Origin of the sequence: Paracoccus contaminans (genome assembly GCF_002105555.1) — a bacterium.
GTDB classification, from domain to species: domain Bacteria; phylum Pseudomonadota; class Alphaproteobacteria; order Rhodobacterales; family Rhodobacteraceae; genus Paracoccus; species Paracoccus contaminans.
In genome coordinates this window covers 1,686,526-1,708,328 of record NZ_CP020612.1, presented here as the reverse complement: position 1 = coordinate 1,708,328, position 21,803 = coordinate 1,686,526, and the positions used below count along the sequence as shown (strand labels likewise).

Genomic DNA, 21,803 nt, shown 5'->3' with positions numbered 1-21,803 from the left:
CACCAGGCAACGGATCATGGATCAACCCCTTTCCCCCGGCCCGCGCCTGTCCGTGGTCATTCCCTGCCGGAACGAGGCGGGGAACATCGCCCCCCTGATCGGCGGAATCGAGGCCGCCCTCGCCCCCTTTGCCCCCTTCGAGGTAATCGTCGTCGACGACGGCTCGACCGATGACACGGCCGCGCAGGTGCTGGAACTGGCGCGGCAGCGCCCCTGGCTGCGGCTGCTGTCGCATCCCCGGTCGGGCGGGCAGTCGGCGGGGGTGCATAACGGCGCCATTGCCGCGCGCGCGCCCATCATCGTGACGCTGGACGGCGACGGCCAGAACCCGCCCGAGGAACTGCCCCGCCTGGTGGCGCCGCTGCTGGATGGCCCCGATGATCTGGGGCTGGTGGCCGGCCAGCGCGTGGGCCGGCAGGACACCGCCTCGAAAAGGCTGGCATCCACGGCGGCGAACCGGCTGCGCGCAAGGGTTCTGAAGGACGACACGCGCGACACCGGTTGCGGGCTGAAGGCCTTTCGCCGCGATGCCTATCTGTCGCTGCCCTTCTTCAACCACCAGCACCGCTATCTGCCCGCCCTGTTCGCCCGCGATGGCTGGCGCGTTGCGCATGTCGATGTCGCCCATCGCGCGCGCGGGAAGGGCCGATCGAACTACAGCAACTGGCAGCGCGGCGTGGTCGGGGTCAGCGACCTGGCCGGGGTGGCCTGGCTGCTGCGCCGGCGCAAGACCGTCCGCGCCATAGAACGCACCCCAGAGGACCGGACATGACCCTTGCGATGATGCATTTCTTCAAGGTCACGACGCGAGCGGAACTGCTCTGGGTGATCTTCGGCTTTTTCGCGCAGGCCATGTTCATGATGCGCTTCCTGATCCAGTGGATCGCATCCGAACGCGCACGCCAATCTGTCGTGCCGGTGGCCTTCTGGTATTTCTCGCTGCTGGGCGGGCTGACGCTGCTGGCTTATGCGATCCACCGGCGCGATCCCGTCTTCATCTTCGGACAGGCCTTGGGCACGGTGATCTATCTGCGCAACCTGTGGCTGATCCATGCGGCGAAGTCGCCCGCGGCCTAGGCCCGAGTGGCTTGCCATCGGCATCATCGCAGGGCTGACGGCCTGGCGCCTGGCCTGGCTGCGCTGGTCCGATCTCGAGCTGTATGTCGATGAGGCCCAGTACTGGCTGTGGGGGCAGGAGCTGGCGGCGGGCGCATGGTCCAAGCCGCCGATGGTCGGCTGGCTGATCCGCGCCGCGAACGAGGCGGCCGGCTCCGACGCGGCCTGGGTGGCCCGCCTGCCTTGGCCGCTGGTCCACGGCGCGGCGGCGCTTGCGGTGATGGCCCTGGCACGGCGGCTGGCCGGTCCGGCAACCGGGGCGCTTGCGGGGGTGATCTATGCGACCCTGCCGCTGGTATCGGCCGGCAGCATCCTGATTTCGACCGACAGCCCGCAGATGCTGGCGCTCGCGCTGTTCCTGCTGGCCTGGGCCCGGGCGCCCGGCCTGGGGGGCGCGGCGCTGGCGGGGGCCGCGCTGTCTGCGGGCCTGTGGTCGAAATACGCCATGCTGTTCCCGCTGCCGGGCCTGGCGCTGGCAGGCTGGATCGACCGGCACTGGCGGCGCCCGCCGGCCGAGATGCTGGTCGCGGCGGGGACGGCGCTGGTCCTTTTCGCGCCGAACATCCTGTGGAACGCCAGCCATGACTTTGCCACCCTGCGGCATACCGCGCAGAACGCCGACTGGCAGGGTGCGCTGCATCTTGGCCACGCGGCGCGCTTTTTCGTCGAACAGTTCGCCGTCGCGGGGCCGCTGACCTTCATGGCCCTGCTGGCGGGGCTGATGCGGCGCTGGCCGCCCGGCCTGCGGGGGCTGGCGGCGATCGCGGCGGCGCCGCTGGTCATCGTGGTGCTGCAAGCCGTGCAGTCCGAGGCGAACGCCAACTGGGCCGCGGGGGCCTATGTGCCCGGCGCGATCCTGATGGCCGCCTGGCTGTCACCCCGGCCCCGGCTGGCGGTGGCCGCCGTGGCGGTGAACGGGGCACTGGCGCTGGGCCTGCCGGTGATCGGAACCTGGGCGCAGGACTGGGAACGAAACGGGCGGCCGGTGCTGGCGCGCTATGTCGGCAACAGGGCGGCCGCGGATGCGGTGATCGCCGCCGCCCATGGCGCGCCGCTGATCGTGGCCAGCGACCGGGCCATGCTGGCCGCGCTGACCTGGCGCGCCAAGGGGCTGGCGCTGCGGGTGCGTGCGGTGCCCGGCCCGCGCGGCCCCGTGCCCAGCCATTATGACCTGATCTATCCGCTGCGCACCGAGGCCGGACCGGCCCTGTGGGTCGGCGCAGTCGGCAGCGCGCCACCCTGCGCGCAAGATCGCCGCCTCATGACGCCGGGGCCGGGCGATCTGGGCTCACGCCCGTTCGAGACTGCGCGGCTGGAGGGGCCGTGCCTTACCCCCCTGAGGCGCTGAGGCGCCCCCGCGCAAGACAGCAGCGGCGCGGACCACGGCCCGCGCCGCCGCCGCAAGGGGTTCAGATGCGCTCGATCGCCAGCGCGATGCCCTGCCCGCCGCCGATGCACATGGTGATCAGCGCCTTCTTGCCCCCGATCCGGTCCAGCTCGTATATCGCCTTGACGGTGATGATCGCGCCGGTCGCGCCGACGGGGTGGCCCAGCGCGATTGCCCCGCCATTGGGGTTCACCTTGGCGGGATCGAAGTTCAGCTCCTTGCTGACGGCGAGGGCCTGTGCGGCAAAGGCCTCGTTCGATTCGATCACGTCGAAATCGTCCACCGTCAGGCCGGTCCGTTCCAGCAGCTTGCGCACGGCGGGAACCGGGCCGATGCCCATGACTTCGGGGCGCACGCCCGCATGGGCATAGCCGAGGATGCGGAACCGGGGCGTCAGCCCCGCGGCGCGGGCCGCGCCTTCGCGCGCCAGCACCAGCGCGGCGGCGCCGTCATTGATCCCCGAGGCATTGCCCGCCGTGACCTTGCCGTCCTTCTTGAAGGCGGGCTTCAGCCCGGCCAGCGCCTCGGCCGAGGTGGACTTGGGATGTTCGTCGGTGTCGAAGGTGACGATGCCCTTGCGCGTCTTGACCTCGACCGGGACGATCTGGTCCTTGAAATAGCCCTGTTCGATGGCATTGGCCGCGCGCCGCTGGCTTTCCAGGGCAAAGGCATCCATGTCGGCGCGGCTGACGTCATGTTCCTGGGCGACATTCTCGGCCGTCACGCCCATGTGGCCGGTGCCCATCGGGCAGGTCAGCGCGCCGGTCATCATGTCAAGGATCTGCTGGTCGCCCATCCGCGCGCCCGAACGCAGCGAGGGAACGATATAGGCCCCGCGGCTCATCGCCTCGGCCCCGCCGGCCACGGCGAAATCGGCATCCCCCAGCATCAGCGACTGCGCCGCCGACACGATCGCCTGCACACCCGATCCGCACAGCCGGTTGACATTCATCGCCGGCGTGGTGTCGGGCAGGCCCGCCTCGAGCATGGCGACGCGCGACAGATACTGATCGCGCGGTTCGGTGTTGATGACATGGCCGAACACCACGGTGCCGATATTGTCCGCAGAGATCCCTGCCCGCTCGACAGCCGCCCTGGTCACGGTCGCGGCCAGCTGGATCGGCGTGACGCTGGCAAGGCTGCCGGCAAAGCCGCCGATGGCCGTACGCGCGCCAGACAGGATCACGATGTCATTGTCTGCCATTGTCCGGTTCCCCCGAAAAGATGAATACCTTTTGTCGCCGGCCAGATTAACGATGCCTTGCGAGCGCACAAGGGACATGGGACGCAGCCCCGGCCCCGGCAAGGCCGGGCAGCGACGGAGAGGACCGGCCGACCGTCCGGTGCGGCTTTTCCTTCCCTGCCCGATTTCCTAAACTTGCCGCAAAACACCAGAACCGGACCGGGCGGGCAGGCGGATGAACAACTATCTCAAGCTGGCGATTGTCATGCTGGTCGCTTCCTGCGGGGGCGGGGGCGGCAGCTTCAAGCCGCCGCGCGATCTGGACAATGCCTGCGCGATCACGTCCGAGCGGCCGGCCTTTCTGCAGGCGATGCGCGCGGCGCAGGCGCGCTGGGGCGTGCCGGTGGCGGTGCAGATGGCCGCGATCCACCAGGAATCGAAATTCATCGGCGATGCCCGCACCCCCCATCAATACGCGCTGGGAATCATCCCCATCGGGCGGCAAAGCTCGGCCTTCGGCTATTCGCAGGCGCTGGACGGCACGTGGGAGGAATACCTCGCCCAGACGGGCAAGCGCCGGGCGCGGCGCGACGATATCCGCGACGCCACCGATTTCATGGGCTGGTACATGGACGGGACGGCAAGGCGCCTTGGCATTCCCAAGGGCGACGCGGCCTCGCAATACCTGGCCTATCACGAAGGGCGGACGGGATTTGCCAGCGGCAGCCATTTGGCCAAGCCTTGGCTGATGGGTGTTGCCGGAAAGGTCCAGCAGCGGGCCGAGATGTATCAGATACAGCTGATCGCATGCGGGCGCGCCTGAGCGGCGCGCCCCTCGCCGTCACTTGCGGCGTTCTGCCTCGTTGGTGATCGAGAATGTCGAGGGCGGGATGGACACGCCCTTCTGCATGGCGCCCAGGATAACCGTCGTCCGCTTGCCCTTGTCATCGGTCACGACCCATTGGCGCAGTTCCGTCGGATTGGCCGTGAACACCAGCTGGATGTTGCCGTATTCGGGATGGGCGGGGTCCTGCGCCTTGACGATGGTGGCGTTCTTCTTCTCGCCATAGCCCGTGACCATGCCGGAACGGCCAAGGTCCACGCGGTCCGCCAGGATGATCGACAGCGGTGTCTTGGACAGCGGATACTGCTGCGCGCCGGTGTTGGATTTCTTGTCGAACACCGCCACCTGCCCGCCCGAGGCCAGAACCAGCGTGTTGTTGCCGCGATATTCGAACCGCACCCGTCCGGGGCGCTGGATATAGACGCGGCCCGGCGTTGACGAGCCGTCCGGGTTCACCTGGGTGAAATCGCCCACCGCGCTCCTGAAACTGTTCAGATAGCGGCTGATCTCGTTCAGCGGAATCTTTTCGGCCGCCGCCGGAAGGGCGAGGGCAAGGACAAGGGCGGGCGCAAGCGCGAGGGTGCGAAGGTTCATGGCGCGATCATACCGGCTTTGCAAAGGGTTGCACGTCACGAATCCGGGACGCGGCGGCGGGCGCATGCGCACCCTGTCGTGAGGGTTCGGCCCGCGCGCCGATCGCGCAAGAAGGGCTAGAGCGGCTGGCCGGCCAGCAGCCGCGGCATCGGGTCGATCGACAGTCCCGCCGCATGCCGCATCAGCGCCCGGCGCAGCGGCCCGACGGCGCGCGCGGCCCCCATCCCCAGCCCGCGCGCCGCGCCCAGCAGCGGCAGGCGGTTTGAAAACAGCCGGTTCACTCCGTCCATGCCCAGCCCCAAGGCCGTGCCGTCGGGGCGCCGCCAGCGCTGATAGCGGGCCAGCACGTCAGGGGCGCCGATATCCTCGCCCCGGCGGGCGGCATCGACGATCACCTCGGCCAGGGCCGCCACGTCGCGCAGGCCGAGATTGAGCCCCTGCCCCGCCACCGGATGCACCCCATGCGCCGCGTCGCCCACCAGCGCGACACGCGGGGCCACATAGCTGTCGGCAAGGCTGAGGCTGAGGGGATAGGAAAACCGCGGCCCCGCCAGCGCGATGGCGCCCAGGAAATCGCCAAACCGCGGACGCAGCACATCCAGGAACGCCCCGTCCGGCAGCGCGGCGATGGCGCGCGCGGGCGCGTCCTGCTCGGACCAGACGATGGAGCTGCGATTGCCCGGCAGCGGCAGGATCGCCAGCGGCCCCGAGGGCATGAAGAACTGCCAGGCCGTTCCCTCATGGGGCCGTTCGTGATCGACGGCGGCGACCAGCGCAGTCTGGCCATAGCCCCAACCGCGCCGCGCGATGCCGGCGCGGGCGGCAACGCCCGATCCGCGCCCGTCCGCGCCCACCAGCAGCCGCCCGACCAGCGACGTTCCATCGTCCAGCGTGACGGCGGCGTGACCGGGATGGGCGTTCTGCCCCACCACCCGGCGGCCGGGCAGGTGGGTGACGCGCCCCGCCATCGCCGCCAGCAGCGCGGCATAGAGAAAGCGGTCCTCGAGCATGTGGCCGACAGGGCCTTCCTCGATCTCGGCGCTGTCGAACAGCAGGCGCAAGGGGCCGGAGCCCTCGCCCGCCTCGCCCTGCGCGGCGGCGACCTTGAGGATGGGCTGGGCGTCCGGCGCCAGCCCGGCCCAAAGGCCCAGGCCCGCCAGCAGCCGCCGCGAGGCCAGCGCCAGTGCGTAGGCGCGCCCGTCAAAGCCGCCCTGCGCGCGCGCCGCCGCGGGCCGCGCGTCGATGACCGCGACAGACAGCCCCGCGCCCGCCAGCGCCAGCGCCAGCGCCGGGCCGTTCAGCCCGCCGCCCGCGATGATGACATCGTGATCCATGCTCATGCCCGCCACCCTAGCCGCGCGCCCCGGCAGCGTCCATGCGCCATTGCCGGCCAGCGGCCGCCCCGCTAGCCTTCCGCAGGGCAAGCAGGGGCGGACATGGACTGGCTGAAGGCGACGGCGACGGGACAGGGGCGGGCGATCATGGCCGGGCTGGTCAGTCCGCTGGACCTGACCGAGGGCTATCTTGATGCGGCGGCGGCCCACCCGCTGGGCCAGCGCATCTATGCCCGCCTGACGCCCGAGCGCGCGCGGGCCGAGGCGATCGCCGCCCATGACCGGGCGCGGGCGCAGCTCAGGCGCGGGCTGCTGGATGGCATCGCGCTCAGCTGGAAGGACAACATCGACAGCGCGGGCGTGCCGACCGAGGCGGGATCGCTGCTGCTCGAGGGGCGGGTGCCGGCCGCCGATGCCGCAATCCTCGGCGCGGCCACCGCGCAGGGCAGCGTCTGCCTGGGCAAGACCCACATGACCGAACTGGCGTTTTCGGGCCTGGGGCTGAACCCGCCCGTGGCGACGGTGCCCAATGCCTATGACGCGGGCCTTGTCGCAGGCGGCTCGTCCGCGGGGGCGGCGGTGTCGGTGGCGCTGGGGCTGGCGGCGGCGGCCATCGGGACGGATACGGGCGGCTCGATCCGCCTGCCCGCGGCCTGGAACGGGCTGGTCGGCTTCAAGCCGACGCCGGGGGCGGTGGACATGGCGGGGGTGCTGCCGCTCTGCGCCCGCTTTGACGTGGCCGGGCCGCTGGCCCGCAGTGTCGAGGATTGCGCCGCGCTGTTTGCCCTGATCCGGGGCGGGCCGGGCGCCGACCTGCGCGGCGCCGAGCCGGGCGGGCTGCGCCTGATGGTGCTGGACGGCGTGCCCTTTGATGGCGCACGCGAGGCACCCGTCGCCGCATTCGAGGAAGCCCTTGCCGCCCTTGCCGCGGCGGGCGCGCGCATCACCCATGCCGCGCCCCCCTGCGCGGCGCAGGCCATGGACCTGGCCGGCATCCTGTTCGCCCCCGAGGCCTATGGCCAGTGGCGCGCCCAGATCGAGGCGGCGCCCGAGCTGATGTATCCGCCGATTCTCGAACGCTTCCGCGGCGGGCGCGCGGTCTCGGCGGCCGACTACGTCGCCGGCTGGCACCAGCTCGATCGGCTGCGTGCCGAATGGGCGGCGGCGGTCGCGGGCTTTGATGCCGTGCTGCTGCCCACCGCCCCGATCCTGCCGCCCGAGGCGGCGCGGCTCGAATCGGATGGCGCCTTCTTTGCCGCAGAAAACCTGCTCGCGCTGCGCAATACGCGCATCGGCAACCTGATGGGCCTGCCGGCGATCACGCTGCCGACCCGCCGTCCGGCCTGCGGGCTGATGGCGCTGGGCGCGGCGGGCGAAGACCGCAGGCTCTTGCGCGTGGCGGCGGCGATCGAATCGGCGCTGGGGCGATAGGCGCGGGGCAGACCGGTCCGGCCGCGCTGGACGCATCGCGGCTTTGCCGATACTCTGCATGCCAACGGGACGGCACGATCCCGCGGCTATGAGGCAGCAATGATTTCCCCCGAGCGGTTCTCGAACCTGCCGGACTACGCATTTCCGCGCCTGCGGAAACTGCTGTCCGATGTGACCCCCGGCCCCGATCCCGTGGTGATGACCATTGGCGAGCCGCGCCACGGAATCCCTGATTTCGTCGCCCCCGTGCTGGCGCGCACGGTGGACGAGCTGGGCAAGTATCCCCCCAATGACGGCACGCCGCAGCTGCTGGCGGCGATTTCCGGCTGGATCGGCACGCGCCACGGGATCGAGGTCGGGCCAGAGCGCATCACGGCGCTGAACGGCACGCGCGAGGGGCTGTTCAACGCCGCGCTGGCGCTGTGCCCCGAACGCAAGAACGGCGCCCGGCCGGCGGTGCTGATCCCGAACCCGTTCTATCAGGTCTATGCCGTCGCCGCCGCGGCGGTGGGCGCGCGGCCCGTCTTCGTGAATGCGGCTGCCGCGACGGGGCATCTGCCCGATTTCACGGCGCTGGACGCGTCCCTGCTGGATACCGCGGCGATCTGCTATCTGTGCTCGCCCGCCAACCCCCAGGGCACGGTCGCGGGCCGCGACTATCTGGAACGGCTGGTCGATCTGGCCGAGCGGCACGATTTCCTGATCTTTTCCGACGAGTGCTATTCCGAGATCTGGCGTGACACCCCGCCACCCGGCGCCCTTGCGGTGGCCGAGGGCATGGGGCTGGCGCACAGGGTGGTGATGTTCAATTCGCTGTCCAAGCGCTCGAACCTGCCGGGGCTGCGCTCGGGCTTTGCGGCCGGGTCGGCCGAGGCGATCGCGCGCTTTCGCGTCTTGCGCAGCTATGCCGGCGCGCCCATCCCCCTGCCCCACCAGCGCGTCAGCGAGGCCGCCTGGGCGGACGAAGATCACGTCACCGCCAACCGGGCGCTGTATCAGGAAAAATACGCCATCGCCGACCGCATCTTCGGCAATGTGCCGGGATACCTGCCCCCGGCGGGCGGGTTCTTCCTGTGGCTGCCCGTCGATGACGGAGAGGCGGCGGCCCGCCGGCTTTGGGCCGAGGCGGGCGTGCAGGTGCTGCCCGGGGCCTATCTGTCGCGCGACACCGAGGCGGGCAACCCCGGACGCGGATTCATCCGCGTCGCCCTGGTCGGGCCGGCCGCGGAAACCGCTGATGCGCTGACCCGCATCCGCGACACGCTTTACGGGAAGGGATGAGGATGGCCAGCTGGCAGGCTAAGCACCGCGATCCGCTGTTCGACCAGACCACTCAGGTGGCATTGCAGCGCCGTGGCAAAGAGCTTGTCGGCGCCGGCCTGATCGTGGTCAGCGTGCTGATGGCGATGATCCTGACATCCTATTCGCCAGACGATCCGGGCATCGGGATGGCGACCGATCAGGCGGCGCAGAACCTGCTGGGGCGGTTCGGCGCCTATGTCGCCTCGGCCCTGTTCATGATTGTCGGCTATGGCAGCTGGATGCTGCCGCTGGCGGGGGTGGTCTGGGGTCTGCGGCTGATGCTGCACCGGGGGGAGGAGCGCCTGATGCGCGCCGTCTTCACCCCGATCGCGATGGTGCTGGCCTCGCTGCATGCGACGGCGATGGTGCCGCCGGCCGACTGGACGCAGCCTTTCGGGCTGGGCGGGCACCTGGGCGACATGGTCATGGGCGCAATGATGGGGATCGTGCCCTTTCCGGCGGCGGTCGCGCTCAAGCTGCTGGCCTTCGTGACGGCATTTGCGACAGTGGCGATGAGCGCCTTCGTGCTGGGCTGCGACCGGCGCGAGCTGATGGCGATCGGGCGGTTCCTGGCCACGGGGCTGGCCACCGCCTATGACCTTGGGATGACGCTGGTCGGCCGTGGCGCCAGCGCATCCGTGGCCGCCGCGCGCGAGGTCCGCCGCCGGGCCGAGGCGCGCCGCCTGCGCCGGCAGAACGACACCGCCGACGCTGGCGACGCTGGCGACGCCGCCGAAACCGCGCCTGCCCCCCAGACCCTGCCCGCCGGGCTGCTGGCGCGCCTGCGACGCGCCCCCGAACAGGGGGCCCCGGCCGCTTCGCCCGTGCCCACGCCCCCTTCACCGCCCCCGGCGCCCGCGCCGATGGAATCCGAACTGGTCGAACACCGCCCGGTCTATCGGGGCGATGACGCCCCCGATGCCGCCGAGGTCAGCGCCCGGATCAGCGACGCCATCCGCCACCGCAGCACCGAGGCAGAGATCGAGCCTTCCGCCGAGGCCGAGGCGGAGGGCCGGTCCGTCCTGTCCGCCGTCACGGCCCGCCTGACCGGCCGGGCGCAGTCGGTCCCCCCTGCCCCGCCCACTGATACCAGCCGCGTCATCATGCCGCCCGCGCGCCAGCCCGCACCCTCGCGCCAGGCTGCGGCCGAGGCGCAGCCCGGCCTTGCCTTCGACGTGGCGGCAAGCGGCTATGAAAAGCCTGCGCTTGCCCTGCTGGCCGCCCCCGGCACGATCGAGCGGCACACCCCCAGCCCCGAGGCTCTGGCCGAGAATGCCCGCATGCTGGAGGCGGTGCTGGACGATTACGGCGTCCGGGGCCAGATCACCGCCGTCCATCCCGGCCCGGTCGTGACGCTGTACGAGCTGGAACCCGCGCCGGGGCTGAAGGCCAGCCGCGTGATCGGGCTGGCCGACGACATCGCGCGGTCGATGTCGGCGCTGTCGGCGCGCGTCAGCACCGTGCCGGGCCGCACCGTCATCGGCATCGAACTGCCCAACCAGCGGCGCGAAAAGGTCGTGCTGCGCGAGATCCTGTCGGCGCGGGCCTTCGGCGACAGCTCGATGCCGCTGCCCCTTGCCCTGGGCAAGGACATCGGCGGCGAGCCGGTGGTGGCGAACCTTGCCAAGATGCCGCACCTGCTGATCGCGGGGACCACCGGTTCGGGCAAATCCGTCGCCATCAACACCATGATCCTGTCGCTGCTCTACAAGCTGACGCCGGCCGAATGCCGGCTGATCATGATCGACCCCAAGATGCTGGAACTGTCGGTCTATGACGGCATCCCGCATCTGCTGTCCCCCGTCGTGACCGACCCGAAAAAGGCCGTGGTGGCCCTCAAATGGGTCGTGTCGGAAATGGAGGAACGCTATCGCAAGATGTCCAAGATGGGCGTTCGCAACATCGAGGGCTACAACGCCCGCGTGTCCGAGGCGCTCTCACGCGGCGAGATGTTCAAGCGCACAATGCAGACCGGCTTTGACGAGGACACAGGCGAGCCTGTCTTCGAGACCGAGGAATTCCAGCCCGAGACCTTCCCCTATATCGTCGTCATCGTCGACGAGATGGCCGACCTGATGATGGTCGCCGGCAAGGAAATCGAGGCGGCGATCCAGCGGCTGGCGCAGATGGCGCGGGCCTCGGGCATCCACATCATCATGGCCACGCAGCGCCCGTCGGTGGACGTGATCACCGGCACGATCAAGGCGAACTTCCCCACCCGGATCAGTTTCCAGGTCACCTCCAAGATCGACAGCCGCACGATCCTGGGCGAGCAGGGCGCCGAACAGCTGCTGGGCATGGGCGACATGCTGTATATGGCCGGCGGCAGCCGCATCACCCGCGTCCACGGCCCGTTCGTCTCGGACGAGGAGGTCGAGGAGGTCGTCAACCACCTCAAATCCTTCGGGCCGCCCAGCTACATGTCGGGCGTCGTGGACGCCGCCGAGGACGATCCCGCCGCCGCCGAGATCGAAGCCGCGCTGGGGATGGGCGAGGGCGCGGACGCCGAACTCTATGATCTGGCGGTGGCGATCGTGGCCAAGGACCGCAAATGCTCGACCAGCTATATCCAGCGCAAGCTGGCCATCGGCTACAACAAGGCCGCGCGCCTGGTCGAGCAGATGGAGGAACAGGGCGTCGTCAGCCCCGCCAACCATGTGGGCAAGCGCGAGGTGCTGGTGCCCGAGGTATAGGGCCGCCCGCGCCCCGCATGACGCGCCAACATATGTTAGCGCGGCATGCCCGGCAGGATCCGCGATCAGTCCGTCCAGGTTGTGCGGTCGGGCTGTCATCCGGCGGCCTGGCAAGGCCAAAGGAATGAACCCATGTTCATGCGCGTCGATCAACTTCAGACCGAACTGCCGCCGCCGCGGAGAGCAGACCCCAACGCCGCCGCCGCGTTGCAGGAATTGCTGGGCGGGAAATATGGCGAGATGTCCACGCTCGGGAACTACATGTTCCAGAGCTTCAACTTCCGCTCGAAAAGCAAGCTCAAGCCCTTCTACAACCTCGTCGCCGCGATCACGGCCGAGGAACTCGGCCATGTCGAGCTGGTATCCCACGGGATCGCCATGCTGGCGAACGGTCCCGACAAGCCGGGCGCCGACGAGAAAAACGGCGGCGACGTGTCGAATGCCCCGTTCGAGCAGATGAAGGACATCCGCTCGGCCGCCTCGTTCTTCTCGCATGGCGGCGGCGCGGTGCCCGTGAATTCCAATTCCATGTCGTGGAACGTGGACATGGTCACCACCACCGGCAACGTGGTGTTCGACCTGCTGCACAACTTCCACCTGGAATGCGGCGCGCGCCTGCACAAGCTGCGGGTCTATGAATCGCTGACCCAGGACAATGCGACCGGGCGCGAGGTCTGCGGCTATCTGCTGGTGCGCGGCTCGGTCCATGCCCATGCCTATGCGCTGGCGCTCAAGAAGCTGACCGGGGTTTCGATCGAGCAGATGCTGCCCACGCCCAACATCCCGCTGGACAAGATCCCCGAATGCCAGAAATATCTGGTCGAGGGCTCGCACCGCCGGCTCTATACCTTCTCGAACGGCGACTATCAGGCGATGCGCGGCATCTGGGAGGGCGAGCAGGCCCTGCCGACCGATCCGCCGGGCGAGCTGATCGTGGTGGACGGCATGCCAGAGGGCGGCAAGATCCACGACCTGACCGGAGAGCCCTGCGCCTTCACCCCCGACTATGCCCCCGAGGAGATGTTCGAGATCGCCGAGCGTCTGACCAAGGCCGCGATGCAGGGCGCCGGATCCCTGTGACGGACGGGCCGCCGTCCTGTCCTCGGGGGCAGGACGGCGGCAACCCATCGCCCATCGCTCGCCCGGGGGAACTGCCGGCGGGTGTTGTGGATTGTTCCGCAATGGAACGCGCCGCTGTCCCTGAACGTCCCTGCCTGCCCCGTGCCCGCCGGCCGGGGCCGTGGACAGGGCATCCCCGTCCGGGTGACGGGACGGCGGGTCAGCGCCGGCCCATTGTGCCTACCATCCATAATCCGATCCAGGTGGAGCCTGACATGGCAACGACCCCAGACAAGACCATTGCGCCCAAGGTGGCCGACCAGAAGGCCGGCAATGACGGCAAGACCGGCCCCAATCCTGCCGAGCAGCGCCCCCTGCATGACGGCACCAACAGCACCGGCCTGACGGCTGCCTATGCCGAGACGACCGGCGCGGGGGGCGAGCCGCAGCAGATCACCCAGGACCCTGCCGCGCGGCTGACCACCAACCAGGGCATCCCGGTTTCGGACAACCAGAACAGCCTGCGCCTTGGCGCACGCGGGCCGACGCTGCTGGAAGATTTCGTCCTGCGCGAGAAGATCTTTCATTTCGACCATGAGCGCATCCCCGAACGCATCGTCCATGCCCGCGGCTCTGTCGCCCATGGCGTGTTCGAGGTGACGCGCGCCATCCCCGAACTGACCCGAGCCGCGCTGTTCCAGAAGGCCGGCAACCGCTGCGACGTGTTCGCCCGCTTTTCCACCGTCGCCGGGGGCGCCGGGTCCGTCGACACGCCGCGCGACATCCGCGGCTTTGCCGTCAAGTTCTACACGGCCGAGGGCAACTGGGATCTGGTGGGCAACAACACGCCCGTGTTCTTCATCCAGGACGCGATCAAGTTTCCCGACCTGATCCATTCGGTCAAGATGGAGGCCGACCGCGGCTATCCGCAGGCCGCCTCGGCGCACACGACCTTCTGGGACTTCGTGTCGCTGATGCCGGAAAGCCTGCACAACGTCATGTGGCTGATGTCCGACCGCGCCATCCCGCGCAGCCTGCGGATGATGGAAGGCTTCGGCATCCACACCTTCCGCATGGTCAATGCCGAGGGCAAGTCCACCTTTGTCCGCTTCACATGGAAGCCGAAGCTGGGCGTGCAATCGCTGCTGTGGGACGAATCGTCCAAGATTCAGGGCGCCGACAACGATTTCCACCGCCGCGACCTGTTCGAATCGATTGCCGAAGGGGCCTATCCCCAGTGGGATCTGGGCATCCAGATCATCGACCCGGCCTGGGCCGACGCGCAGCCCTATGACGTGCTGGACGCCACCAAGCTGATCCCGGAAGAAGAAGTCCCCGTGCAGATCATCGGCACGATGACGCTGAACCGCAATGTGGACAACCACTTTGCCGAGAACGAACAGGTCGCCTTCTGCCCGTCGAACGTGCCGCCGGGGATCGACTTCACCGACGATCCGCTGCTGCAGGGGCGGCTGTTCAGCTATCTCGACACGCAGAAATCCCGTCTGGGGACGGTCAATTTCCACCAGCTGCCGATCAACGCGCCGCGCTGCCCGATGCACAACTTCCAGCGCGACGGCATGATGCAGATGCAGATCCCCAAGGGCCGCGCGAGCTATGAGCCCAACTCGCTGGCGTCCTTTGGCGAGGTGGGCGGGCCGCGCGCCGATGCGGCCGGCGGGTTCCGCACCGCGCAGCCCGCGACCGACCTGGGCAACGACCCGGCCGAAGGCAAGCTGCGCGTGCGGGCCGAAACCTTTGCCGATCACTACAGCCAGCCGCGGATGTTCTTCCGCTCGCTGACGCCGATCGAGCAGGGACATCAGGTCAGCGCCTTTGTGTTCGAACTGTCCAAGGTCGAATTCCCGCAGGTCCGCGCCCGCGTTCTGTCGCATCTGCGCAATATCGACGAGGATCTGGCCGCCCGTGTCGCGGACGGGCTGGGGATGGATCTGCCGCAGGCGGCGAACGGAAAGCCGGCGGTCGATCTCAAGCCGTCCGACCAGCTGTCGATCCTGAAACAGCCCCTTCCCCCGGCCAAGGGACGCAAGCTGGGCATCCTGGTGACCGACGGCGCGGACGGCGCGCTGGTCGATGCGCTGCAGGCGGCGGCCAAGGCCGAGGGCGCGTCCGTGCGCATCGTCGCCCCCAAGGTCGGGTCGGTCAAGCTGGCGGGGGGCACCATGCTGGCCGCCGATGGGCAGCTCGATGGCGAGGCCTCGGTCACCTTTGACGCGGTGGCGGTGATCGCCTCGGCGGCGGGGGCCGAGGCCCTGACGCGGCACAAGAAGGCAATCGACTGGCTGTCAGATGCCTTTGCCCATCTCAAGGCGATCGCCCATACGCCCGAGGCGCAGCCCCTTCTGGACAAGGCAGGCGTTGCCAAGGACGATTTCATCCTGGGCGCGGCCGATGCCCAGGGCCTGGTCGCGCGGCTGGCCGACCGGAACTGGGACCGCGAAAAGACCATCTGGCCGGCGATGTGATCGCCCCCACCAGCCAATGCCAGGGCCGCCGCGGATATCCGCGGCGGCCCTTCTGCATGGGGTGGCAGATCAGGCCCGAACCGGGTCCAGCACCGTGGACCACAGTTCGGTATTGCCGACATCCATCAGCCGCACCTTCATCTGCTGCGTCGCCGCGTCGATATCCACGAGGCCGAAGAACTGCATCCCCTCGCTGGGCGGCAGGTTCTGGCGCCCCTCGCCCGGCGCCTTGACGAAGCGCACCTCGGGGCCGAAGGTCTTGTCCATCTCGCCGGGGCCGAAGGTGCCGGCATGCAGCGGGCCGGACACGAATTCCCAGAACGGCTCGAATTCCTGGAATTCGGCCCGGTCGGGGCTGTAATGGTTGGCGGCGGTGTAATGCACGTCCGCGGTCAGCCAGACGGTATTGGCGATCTTCTGGTCGCGGATGAAACGCAGCAGGTCGGCGATTTCAAGCTCGCGTCCCTTGGGGCTGCCCGGATCGTTCTGCGCGACAGCCTCGACGCCCTTCTTGTCCTTGGCATTGTCCCACACGACGATGCCGAGCGGCATGTCGCAGGCGATCACCTTCCAGGTCGCCGTCGATCCCTTCAGCGCATCCTTGAGCCAGGCGATCTGCGCGTCCCCCAGCAGCGTCGCGGGACCGCCGGCCGTTTCCTCCATCCCCGGACCGTTGGCGGCGCGATAGGACCGCAGGTCCAGCATGAAGATGTCCAGCAGCGGGCCATAGGCGATCTTGCGATAGATGCGCCCCGGCTCGGTCGGCTGATAGCTGATCGGGGTCATCTCGTGGAAGGCGCGGCCAGCGCGGGCCGACAGCAGGGCGATGGATTTTTCGGTATAACGGTCGTCGTGGCTCAGATCCTTGCCGGGCGACCAGTTGTTCGTCACCTCATGGTCGTCCCACTGGTAATAGAACGGGACGGCGGCGCAGAATTCCTGCACATGGCGGTCCATCTGGTTGTATTTGTAGCGGCCGCGGAATTCGTCCAGCGTCTCGGCGACTTTCTGCACCTCGGGGGTCAGGACGCTGTTCTTCCAGACGCCGCCAATGCCGTCCTGTTCGGGCTTCATCACCCCGTCGGCATAGATGGTGTCGCCCGAATGGATGAAGAAATCCAGCTCGTGCTGGCCCATGGTGGCATAGGTCTTCATGCCCTCGTCGCTGATCCCGTAGCCCTGCCCCGCGGTGTCGCCCGACCAGCCAAAGCGGATGCTGCGCTTTTCGGTCGGGGCGGTGCGGAAGCGGCCGGTGATCGGCTGGCCGGCGCTGTTGATGTCGGACAAGTCGTAGGGGGTGAAGCGGTAGAACACCTGCTGATCGGCGCCCAGCCCGTCGATGGCGCATTTCACCGCCATGTCGGTGTCGGGCAGCGCATCCAGCATGGCGATGCGGCGCGGGTCGGCGAACGATTCGGTCGTCGATACCTCAAGCAGCACGCGCGACGGGCGATCGACCCGCGTCCAGACCATGCCACCCGCGGCATGGGCATCGCCCGACTGGACGCCGTGGGTGAAGGCAGGGGCCGAGGCGGCGCGCAGGATGGCGGGCATCGCCAGCATGCCGGCGGCAGCGGTGCCGGTGGCAAGCAGACTGCGGCGGCTGAGGCGGGGAAGGATCACCGAGGTCATGGCAGGCTCCGATCATGCAGGAAGGCGAGCCTGCCTTTGGCGGATCGGCGCGACGATGATGTGGCGGCAGCGTCAAGGATTTGTGTCAGCGCCCGTGATAATGGCGGAACCAGTCCACATGGGCGGCCACCCCTTCGGCCACCGGGGTGTGCGGCGCATCCCCGATCAGCGCGCGCAGCAGCGTGGTGTCTGCCCAGGTCGCCGGCACGTCGCCCGGCTGCATCGGCAGCAGCTCGCGGATGGCTGTGCGCCCCGTCGCGGCCTCGATCGCGGCGATGAAGTCGGACAGCTCGACCGGCGCGCCGTTGCCGATATTGACGGTGCGGAACGGGGCGACCGGGGACAGGCTGTCGAAATCACCCGCCGGATGACGGCCGGGCGGCACGTCGATCAGCCGCGCGACCGCGCCCGCCAGATCGGCGACAAAGGTGAAATCGCGCCGCATGTCCCCATGATTGAAGACCCGGATGGGCCTGCCGGACAGCACCGCGTCGGTGAACAGCGCCGGGGCCATGTCCGGTCGCCCCCATGGCCCATAGACCGTGAAAAAGCGGAACATCGTCACCGGCAGCCCGAACAGATGGGCATAGGAATGGGCCATCGCCTCGGTCGATTTCTTGGTCGCGGCATAGAACGACATCTGCGTGTCGGCCTTGTCCGTTTCCCGATAGGGCATGGCCGCGTTGGCGCCATAGACCGAACTGGTCGAGGCCAGCAGCAGATGCGCCGGCGGATGGGCGCGGGCTGCCTCCAGCAGCTCGAACGTGCCCAGAAGGTTCGCCTGCACATAGGCGCGGGGGTTGTCGATGGAATGGCGCACCCCGGCCTGCGCGGCCAGGTGGATGACCGCCTCGGGCCGTTCCTCGGCCATCAGGTCGTACAGCAGGCCCGGGGTTTCCACAGCCCCGCGGATGCCGCGATAGGCCCCCTTCAGCTGCGCCTCGCGCGCGGCCTTGAGAGCGGGGTCGTAATAGGCGTTGTGGCTGTCCACGCCGACCACCCGCCAGCCTTGGTCCAGCAGCAGGCGCGACAGGTGAAATCCGATGAACCCCGCCGCACCTGTCACCAGCGCCGTGCGCATCAATCCGCCCCGAACAGATCGCGGGTAAAGACCTTGTCCCTGACATCCTCCAGCTCGGGGGACATGCGGTTGGTGATGATCAGATCGGCCTGCCGCTTGAAGGCCGCCAGGTCGTTCACGACCGGGGACTTGAAGAAGTCGGGCGCCTCCAGCACCGGCTCATAGACGATGCAGGGGATGCCCTTGGCCTTGATCCGCTTCATGATCCCCTGGATCGAGCTGTCGCGGAAATTGTCCGACCCGGCCTTCATCACCAGGCGGTGCACGCCCACGCAGGCGGGCTGGCGCGCCAGGATCAGGTCGGCGATCACGTCCTTGCGGGTGCGGTTGGATTCCACCACCGCCGCGATCAGGTTCTGCGGCACATTCGCATAGTTGGCCAGCAACTGCTTGGTGTCCTTGGGCAGGCAATAGCCGCCATAGCCGAAGCTGGGGTTGTTGTACTGCGCCCCGATCCGCGGATCGAGGCTGACCCCTTCGACGATCTGGCGCGCATCCAGCCCCTTGGCCAGCGCATAGCTGTCGAGTTCGTTGAAGAAGGCGACGCGCATGGCCAGATAGGTGTTCGAGAACAGCTTGATCGCCTCGGCCTCGGTCGAGCCGGTGAAGATCACCGGCCCCGTATCCTCGGCCCCCGCCACCAGCAGCTCGGCAAAGCCGTGCGCCGCCGGCGTGGTATCGCCCACGATGATGCGCGAAGGGTGCAGGTTGTCCCACAGGGCGCGGCCCTCGCGCAGGAACTCGGGCGAGAACAGGATGGCGTCGGTGCCGTGTTCCGCGCGCATGCGCGCGGTAAAGCCGACAGGGATCGTCGATTTGACCACGATGGTCGCGCCGGGCGCATGGCGGCGGGCCTGCGCGATCACCTGCTCGACGCTGGTCGTGTCGAAATGGTTGTGGCGCGGGTCGTAATTGGTGGGCGTGGCGATGATGACATAATCCGCTCCGCCAAGCGCCTCTGCCCCGTCCAGCGTGGCGGCCAGGTCCAGCCCGCCCGCCGCGAGCATCGCGCTGATGTCGGCATCCTCGATGGGGCTGATGCGCGCATTCACCGCATCCACGCGCGCCGCGTTCACATCCAGCGCCACTACCCTGTTGCGCTGCGCCAGAAGCACCGCAAGAGACAGCCCCACATAGCCAAGGCCAGCAACCGAAATCTTCATGATGTTCCCTTTCTCCGCGCCTCTGGTGGACCGGCCGAGGCGAAACGGCAAGGGCGACGTTCAGTCGGACGGTGCCTGCCCCGCGCACCGGCCCGCAACGCCCGCCCGCCCCGCCAGCCCAGGCGGAACGAACAGGCGGGTTCCCGGACAGGCGCGCGCCGCCAGCCACAGCAGGTCGGGCCGGGCCATGGCGATGCAGCCCGCTGTCGGAAAGCCGGGGCGACGCCACTGATGCAGAAAGATCGCCGATCCCGCGCCGGGCCGGGCCGGGGGGCCGTTCCAGTCGGTCACCAGCACCAGATCATACAGCGGATCGGCCCGGCGCAGCACCTCGTGGCGGGCGGCAAAGGGCGCGCGGACCAGGCGGTTATAGGACGGATCGCCCGGATCGTCGCACCACAGATCGCCCGCGCGGATCGGCACGGCCCAAGGGGCGGGGCGCGGCAGGCGGTCGGCGCGCCACAGCAGGCCTGTGATGCGGTGGATGCCAGCAGGGGTGGCCCCGTCCCCTTCGCGCTTGGCCGCGGTGACGCCGCTGCGCCCGATACTGCAGGCCAGCACCCGGCCCGCGACGCGCAGCCCCCGCGGGGTCAGCACCATGTCGCCGGCGCGGGGTGTCACAGCAGATGCCCCGACTTGTCGCGCTTGATGTCCAGATAGCCCTCGTTCCAGCGGTTGCGGCCGACACGCAGGGGCACGCGTTCGGCCACGGCGATGCCGTGCTGTTCCATCATGGCGACCTTGCGGGGGTTGTTGGTCATCAGCCGCACCGCCGAAAAGCCCATCTGGCGCAGCATGGCGGCGCCCAGGCGGAAATCGCGCTCGTCATCTTCGAACCCCAGGCGGTGATTCGCCTCGACCGTGTCAAAGCCCTGCGCCTGCAGGTCATAGGCGCGCATCTTGTTGGCCAGCCCGATGCCCCGCCCTTCCTGGTTGAGATAGAGCAGCACCCCCGCCCCCGCCTGCCCCATCGCCGTCAGCGCGGCATGCAGCTGCGGGCCGCAGTCGCATTTGAGGCTGCCCAGCACGTCGCCGGTGAAGCAGGCCGAATGCAGCCGCGCCAGCACCGGGGTGTCGCGGGGCGGATCGCCGATTTCCACGGCGTAATGTTCGCCCCCCCGTCGGACGGGCGCAGGATGCGCAGGCGCGCATTCTCGGCCGCCGCGAGGGGCAGCCGCGCCGCGGCCACCGCGGCAAGGGCCGTCTCGTCGGCCAGCGCCGCCAGCATGGGCAAGGGCGGCAGGGATGTCAGGCCGGGCGGCGCCGGCGCCTCGACCATCAGCACCGCGGGCAGCAGCTGCGCCGACTTGGCCAGCGCCAGCGCCGCCCGGTGCGGGGCGGCATCCCCCCCGCGCCGGGTGAAAAGCGGCCCTTTCATCGGCACGCGCAGATCGCCCGCCGGATCGGCCAGGGCGCGCAGCCAGGGCAGCGCCGCATCCTCGGGCAGCTCGATGCGCGCCAGATCGCCGTCATAGGCCCGCGCCTTCAGCGTCTCGGCCCGCCGCCCGGTGATCGCCAGAACGGGCTGCCCCAGCGCCCGCAGATCGTCCAGCCGGGCGGGCGTCAGCGTTTCGACCGCGGCAGCCAGATGCCCGCCCAGCGCCACCGGCAGGCCCACCCGCAGGTCGGCGCGGGCGCGGCTGATCGTTTCTGACAGGGTGGGAACAAGGCTCATGGGAAGGAAATCCTGAAACAATCCGTAACATATCCCGCCCTGCCGACAACAGGATGTGAGGTGAATTGCAACCCGCTGGACAGATCGGGCCGCCTGGCCATCCTGACCCTACCCGATCCAAGGAGGCTGCAAGATGGCCGGTTTGAAGAAAATCCTGCTGGTGGACGACGAGGAGGACCTGCGCGAGGCCCTGGCCGAGCAACTGGTCGCGACCGAGGATTTCGACGTGTTCGAGGCGGGCACCGGCGCCGAGGCGGTGGAAAAGACCAAGGGCGCGATCTTTGACCTGGTCGTGCTGGACGTGGGCCTGCCCGACACGGACGGGCGCGAGCTGTGCAAGCGCCTGCGCAAGCAGGGCGTGAAATGCCCGATCGTCATGCTGACCGGCCACGACACCGACGCGGACACGATCCTTGGCCTCGACAGCGGGGCGAACGACTATATCACCAAGCCGTTCAAGTTCCCGGTCCTGCTCGCGCGCCTGCGGGCCCAGCTGCGCACGCATGAACAGTCCGAGGACGCGATCTTCCAGCTTGGCCCCTATACGTTCAAGCCCGCGATGAAGATGCTGATCGACGGCAAGGACCGCAAGATCCGCCTGACCGAAAAGGAAACCAACATCCTCAAGTATCTTTACCGCGCCCAGGACGGGGTGGTGCCGCGCGATGTGCTGCTGCACGAGGTCTGGGGTTATAACGCGGGCGTGACGACGCACACGCTGGAAACCCACATCTATCGTCTGCGCCAGAAGATCGAGCCCGATCCCTCGAGCGCCCGGCTGCTGGTGACCGAATCGGGCGGCTATCGCCTGGTGTCCTGATCG

17 protein-coding genes and 1 pseudogene are annotated in these 21,803 nt (G+C 69.0%); 10 read left to right on the top strand and 8 right to left on the bottom strand.

The window, feature by feature from the left end:
* The first annotated feature begins 16 nt into the window (after positions 1-16).
* Genes B0A89_RS08035 through B0A89_RS08025 form a run of 3 tightly spaced genes read left to right on the top strand, consistent with a single transcriptional unit; the run spans position 17 to position 2,464 of the window.
* Positions 17-772 carry a glycosyltransferase family 2 protein gene (locus B0A89_RS08035; protein ID WP_085377693.1) on the top strand — a complete coding sequence of 252 codons (756 nt, stop codon included), beginning with the start codon at positions 17-19 and terminating at the stop codon, positions 770-772.
* Complete coding sequence (locus B0A89_RS08030) at positions 769-1,077, top strand: lipid-A-disaccharide synthase N-terminal domain-containing protein (protein WP_205949738.1); 309 nt, start codon at positions 769-771, stop codon at positions 1,075-1,077. The genes B0A89_RS08035 and B0A89_RS08030 overlap by 4 nt, the downstream gene beginning before the upstream one ends.
* Positions 1,052-2,464: an ArnT family glycosyltransferase gene (locus tag B0A89_RS08025; RefSeq protein WP_085377692.1), complete on the top strand. Its 1,413-nt coding sequence runs from the start codon at positions 1,052-1,054 to the stop codon at positions 2,462-2,464. The genes B0A89_RS08030 and B0A89_RS08025 overlap by 26 nt, the downstream gene beginning before the upstream one ends.
* A 61-nt stretch (positions 2,465-2,525) precedes the next feature.
* Here B0A89_RS08025 and B0A89_RS08020 read toward each other — a convergent pair whose 3' ends face one another.
* Complete coding sequence (locus tag B0A89_RS08020; RefSeq protein WP_085377691.1) at positions 2,526-3,707, bottom strand: acetyl-CoA C-acyltransferase family protein; 1,182 nt, start codon at positions 3,705-3,707, stop codon at positions 2,526-2,528.
* Between the two features lie 214 nt (positions 3,708-3,921).
* Here B0A89_RS08020 and B0A89_RS08015 point away from each other — a divergent pair, with 214 nt between their 5' ends.
* Positions 3,922-4,509, top strand: coding sequence for a transglycosylase SLT domain-containing protein (locus tag B0A89_RS08015; protein WP_085377690.1), 588 nt, complete (start codon positions 3,922-3,924; stop codon positions 4,507-4,509).
* Between the two features lie 18 nt (positions 4,510-4,527).
* Here the strand turns inward: B0A89_RS08015 and B0A89_RS08010 are convergent, their stop codons facing one another.
* Positions 4,528-5,124: a LolA family protein gene (locus tag B0A89_RS08010; protein WP_085377689.1), complete on the bottom strand. Its 597-nt coding sequence runs from the start codon at positions 5,122-5,124 to the stop codon at positions 4,528-4,530.
* Positions 5,125-5,240: 116 nt separating this feature from the next.
* A complete protein-coding gene (locus B0A89_RS08005; protein ID WP_085377688.1) occupies positions 5,241-6,464 on the bottom strand; it encodes a UbiH/UbiF/VisC/COQ6 family ubiquinone biosynthesis hydroxylase in 1,224 nt (407 codons plus the stop codon).
* A gap of 96 nt (positions 6,465-6,560) precedes the next feature.
* Here B0A89_RS08005 and B0A89_RS08000 point away from each other — a divergent pair, with 96 nt between their 5' ends.
* From B0A89_RS08000 to B0A89_RS07980, 5 genes are all read left to right on the top strand, one after another.
* Positions 6,561-7,889 (top strand): amidase, encoded by a 1,329-nt coding sequence (locus B0A89_RS08000; protein WP_085377687.1) that lies wholly within the window; start codon positions 6,561-6,563, stop codon positions 7,887-7,889.
* Between the two features lie 99 nt (positions 7,890-7,988).
* Positions 7,989-9,170 carry an aminotransferase class I/II-fold pyridoxal phosphate-dependent enzyme gene (locus B0A89_RS07995; protein WP_085377686.1) on the top strand — a complete coding sequence of 394 codons (1,182 nt, stop codon included), beginning with the start codon at positions 7,989-7,991 and terminating at the stop codon, positions 9,168-9,170.
* Positions 9,171-9,172: 2 nt separating this feature from the next.
* Positions 9,173-11,884, top strand: a complete 2,712-nt coding sequence (locus B0A89_RS07990) for a DNA translocase FtsK (protein WP_085377685.1) — start codon at positions 9,173-9,175, stop codon at positions 11,882-11,884.
* A 132-nt stretch (positions 11,885-12,016) separates the two neighbouring features.
* The gene (locus tag B0A89_RS07985; protein ID WP_085377684.1) at positions 12,017-12,964 is read left to right on the top strand and encodes a manganese catalase family protein; all 948 of its coding nucleotides are present in this window, start codon (positions 12,017-12,019) and stop codon (positions 12,962-12,964) included.
* Between the two features lie 254 nt (positions 12,965-13,218).
* Complete coding sequence (locus B0A89_RS07980; RefSeq protein WP_085377683.1) at positions 13,219-15,429, top strand: catalase; 2,211 nt, start codon at positions 13,219-13,221, stop codon at positions 15,427-15,429.
* A gap of 69 nt (positions 15,430-15,498) precedes the next feature.
* On the opposite strand, the gene B0A89_RS07975 is transcribed toward B0A89_RS07980, so the two are convergent.
* From B0A89_RS07975 to ribA, 5 genes and pseudogenes are all read right to left on the bottom strand, one after another.
* Entirely contained in the window at positions 15,499-17,061 is a 1,563-nt protein-coding gene (locus B0A89_RS07975) for an alkaline phosphatase D family protein (RefSeq protein WP_085377682.1), read from the bottom strand.
* 85 nt (positions 17,062-17,146) lie between these two features.
* Positions 17,147-18,142: an NAD-dependent epimerase/dehydratase family protein gene (locus tag B0A89_RS07970; RefSeq protein WP_085377681.1), complete on the bottom strand. Its 996-nt coding sequence runs from the start codon at positions 18,140-18,142 to the stop codon at positions 17,147-17,149.
* Positions 18,142-19,305 (bottom strand): nucleotide sugar dehydrogenase, encoded by a 1,164-nt coding sequence (locus B0A89_RS07965; RefSeq protein WP_085377680.1) that lies wholly within the window; start codon positions 19,303-19,305, stop codon positions 18,142-18,144. Before B0A89_RS07965 ends, B0A89_RS07970 begins: the two co-directional genes overlap by 1 nt.
* 60 nt (positions 19,306-19,365) lie before the next feature.
* Entirely contained in the window at positions 19,366-19,905 is a 540-nt protein-coding gene (locus B0A89_RS07960) for a L,D-transpeptidase family protein (RefSeq protein ID WP_085378834.1), read from the bottom strand.
* A gap of 17 nt (positions 19,906-19,922) precedes the next feature.
* Positions 19,923-20,980 (bottom strand): annotated as a pseudogene (gene ribA / locus B0A89_RS07955) (GTP cyclohydrolase II).
* A 133-nt stretch (positions 20,981-21,113) separates the two neighbouring features.
* On the opposite strand from ribA, the gene B0A89_RS07950 reads away from it, so the two are divergent.
* Positions 21,114-21,800 (top strand): response regulator transcription factor, encoded by a 687-nt coding sequence (locus B0A89_RS07950; RefSeq protein ID WP_085377679.1) that lies wholly within the window; start codon positions 21,114-21,116, stop codon positions 21,798-21,800.
* Positions 21,801-21,803: the final 3 nt, after the last annotated feature.

What these genes read in the sequence shown, in the direction of transcription:
- B0A89_RS07985 (WP_085377684.1), top strand. Translation starts at nt 12,017, where the DNA reads ATGTTCATGCGCGTCGATCAACTTCAGACCGAACTGCCGCCGCCGCGG.
- B0A89_RS08000 (WP_085377687.1), top strand. Translation starts at nt 6,561, where the DNA reads ATGGACTGGCTGAAGGCGACGGCGACGGGACAGGGGCGGGCGATCATG.
- B0A89_RS08035 (WP_085377693.1), top strand. Translation starts at nt 17, where the DNA reads ATGGATCAACCCCTTTCCCCCGGCCCGCGCCTGTCCGTGGTCATTCCC.
- B0A89_RS08005 (WP_085377688.1), bottom strand. Translation starts at nt 6,464, where the DNA reads ATGAGCATGGATCACGATGTCATCATCGCGGGCGGCGGGCTGAACGGC.
- B0A89_RS07965 (WP_085377680.1), bottom strand. Translation starts at nt 19,305, where the DNA reads ATGAAGATTTCGGTTGCTGGCCTTGGCTATGTGGGGCTGTCTCTTGCG.
- B0A89_RS07990 (WP_085377685.1), top strand. Translation starts at nt 9,173, where the DNA reads ATGGCCAGCTGGCAGGCTAAGCACCGCGATCCGCTGTTCGACCAGACC.
- B0A89_RS07975 (WP_085377682.1), bottom strand. Translation starts at nt 17,061, where the DNA reads ATGACCTCGGTGATCCTTCCCCGCCTCAGCCGCCGCAGTCTGCTTGCC.
- B0A89_RS07980 (WP_085377683.1), top strand. Translation starts at nt 13,219, where the DNA reads ATGGCAACGACCCCAGACAAGACCATTGCGCCCAAGGTGGCCGACCAG.
- B0A89_RS08010 (WP_085377689.1), bottom strand. Translation starts at nt 5,124, where the DNA reads ATGAACCTTCGCACCCTCGCGCTTGCGCCCGCCCTTGTCCTTGCCCTC.
- B0A89_RS08015 (WP_085377690.1), top strand. Translation starts at nt 3,922, where the DNA reads ATGAACAACTATCTCAAGCTGGCGATTGTCATGCTGGTCGCTTCCTGC.
- B0A89_RS08030 (WP_205949738.1), top strand. Translation starts at nt 769, where the DNA reads ATGACCCTTGCGATGATGCATTTCTTCAAGGTCACGACGCGAGCGGAA.
- B0A89_RS07950 (WP_085377679.1), top strand. Translation starts at nt 21,114, where the DNA reads ATGGCCGGTTTGAAGAAAATCCTGCTGGTGGACGACGAGGAGGACCTG.
- B0A89_RS07995 (WP_085377686.1), top strand. Translation starts at nt 7,989, where the DNA reads ATGATTTCCCCCGAGCGGTTCTCGAACCTGCCGGACTACGCATTTCCG.
- B0A89_RS07970 (WP_085377681.1), bottom strand. Translation starts at nt 18,142, where the DNA reads ATGCGCACGGCGCTGGTGACAGGTGCGGCGGGGTTCATCGGATTTCAC.
- B0A89_RS08025 (WP_085377692.1), top strand. Translation starts at nt 1,052, where the DNA reads ATGCGGCGAAGTCGCCCGCGGCCTAGGCCCGAGTGGCTTGCCATCGGC.
- B0A89_RS07960 (WP_085378834.1), bottom strand. Translation starts at nt 19,905, where the DNA reads ATGGTGCTGACCCCGCGGGGGCTGCGCGTCGCGGGCCGGGTGCTGGCC.
- B0A89_RS08020 (WP_085377691.1), bottom strand. Translation starts at nt 3,707, where the DNA reads ATGGCAGACAATGACATCGTGATCCTGTCTGGCGCGCGTACGGCCATC.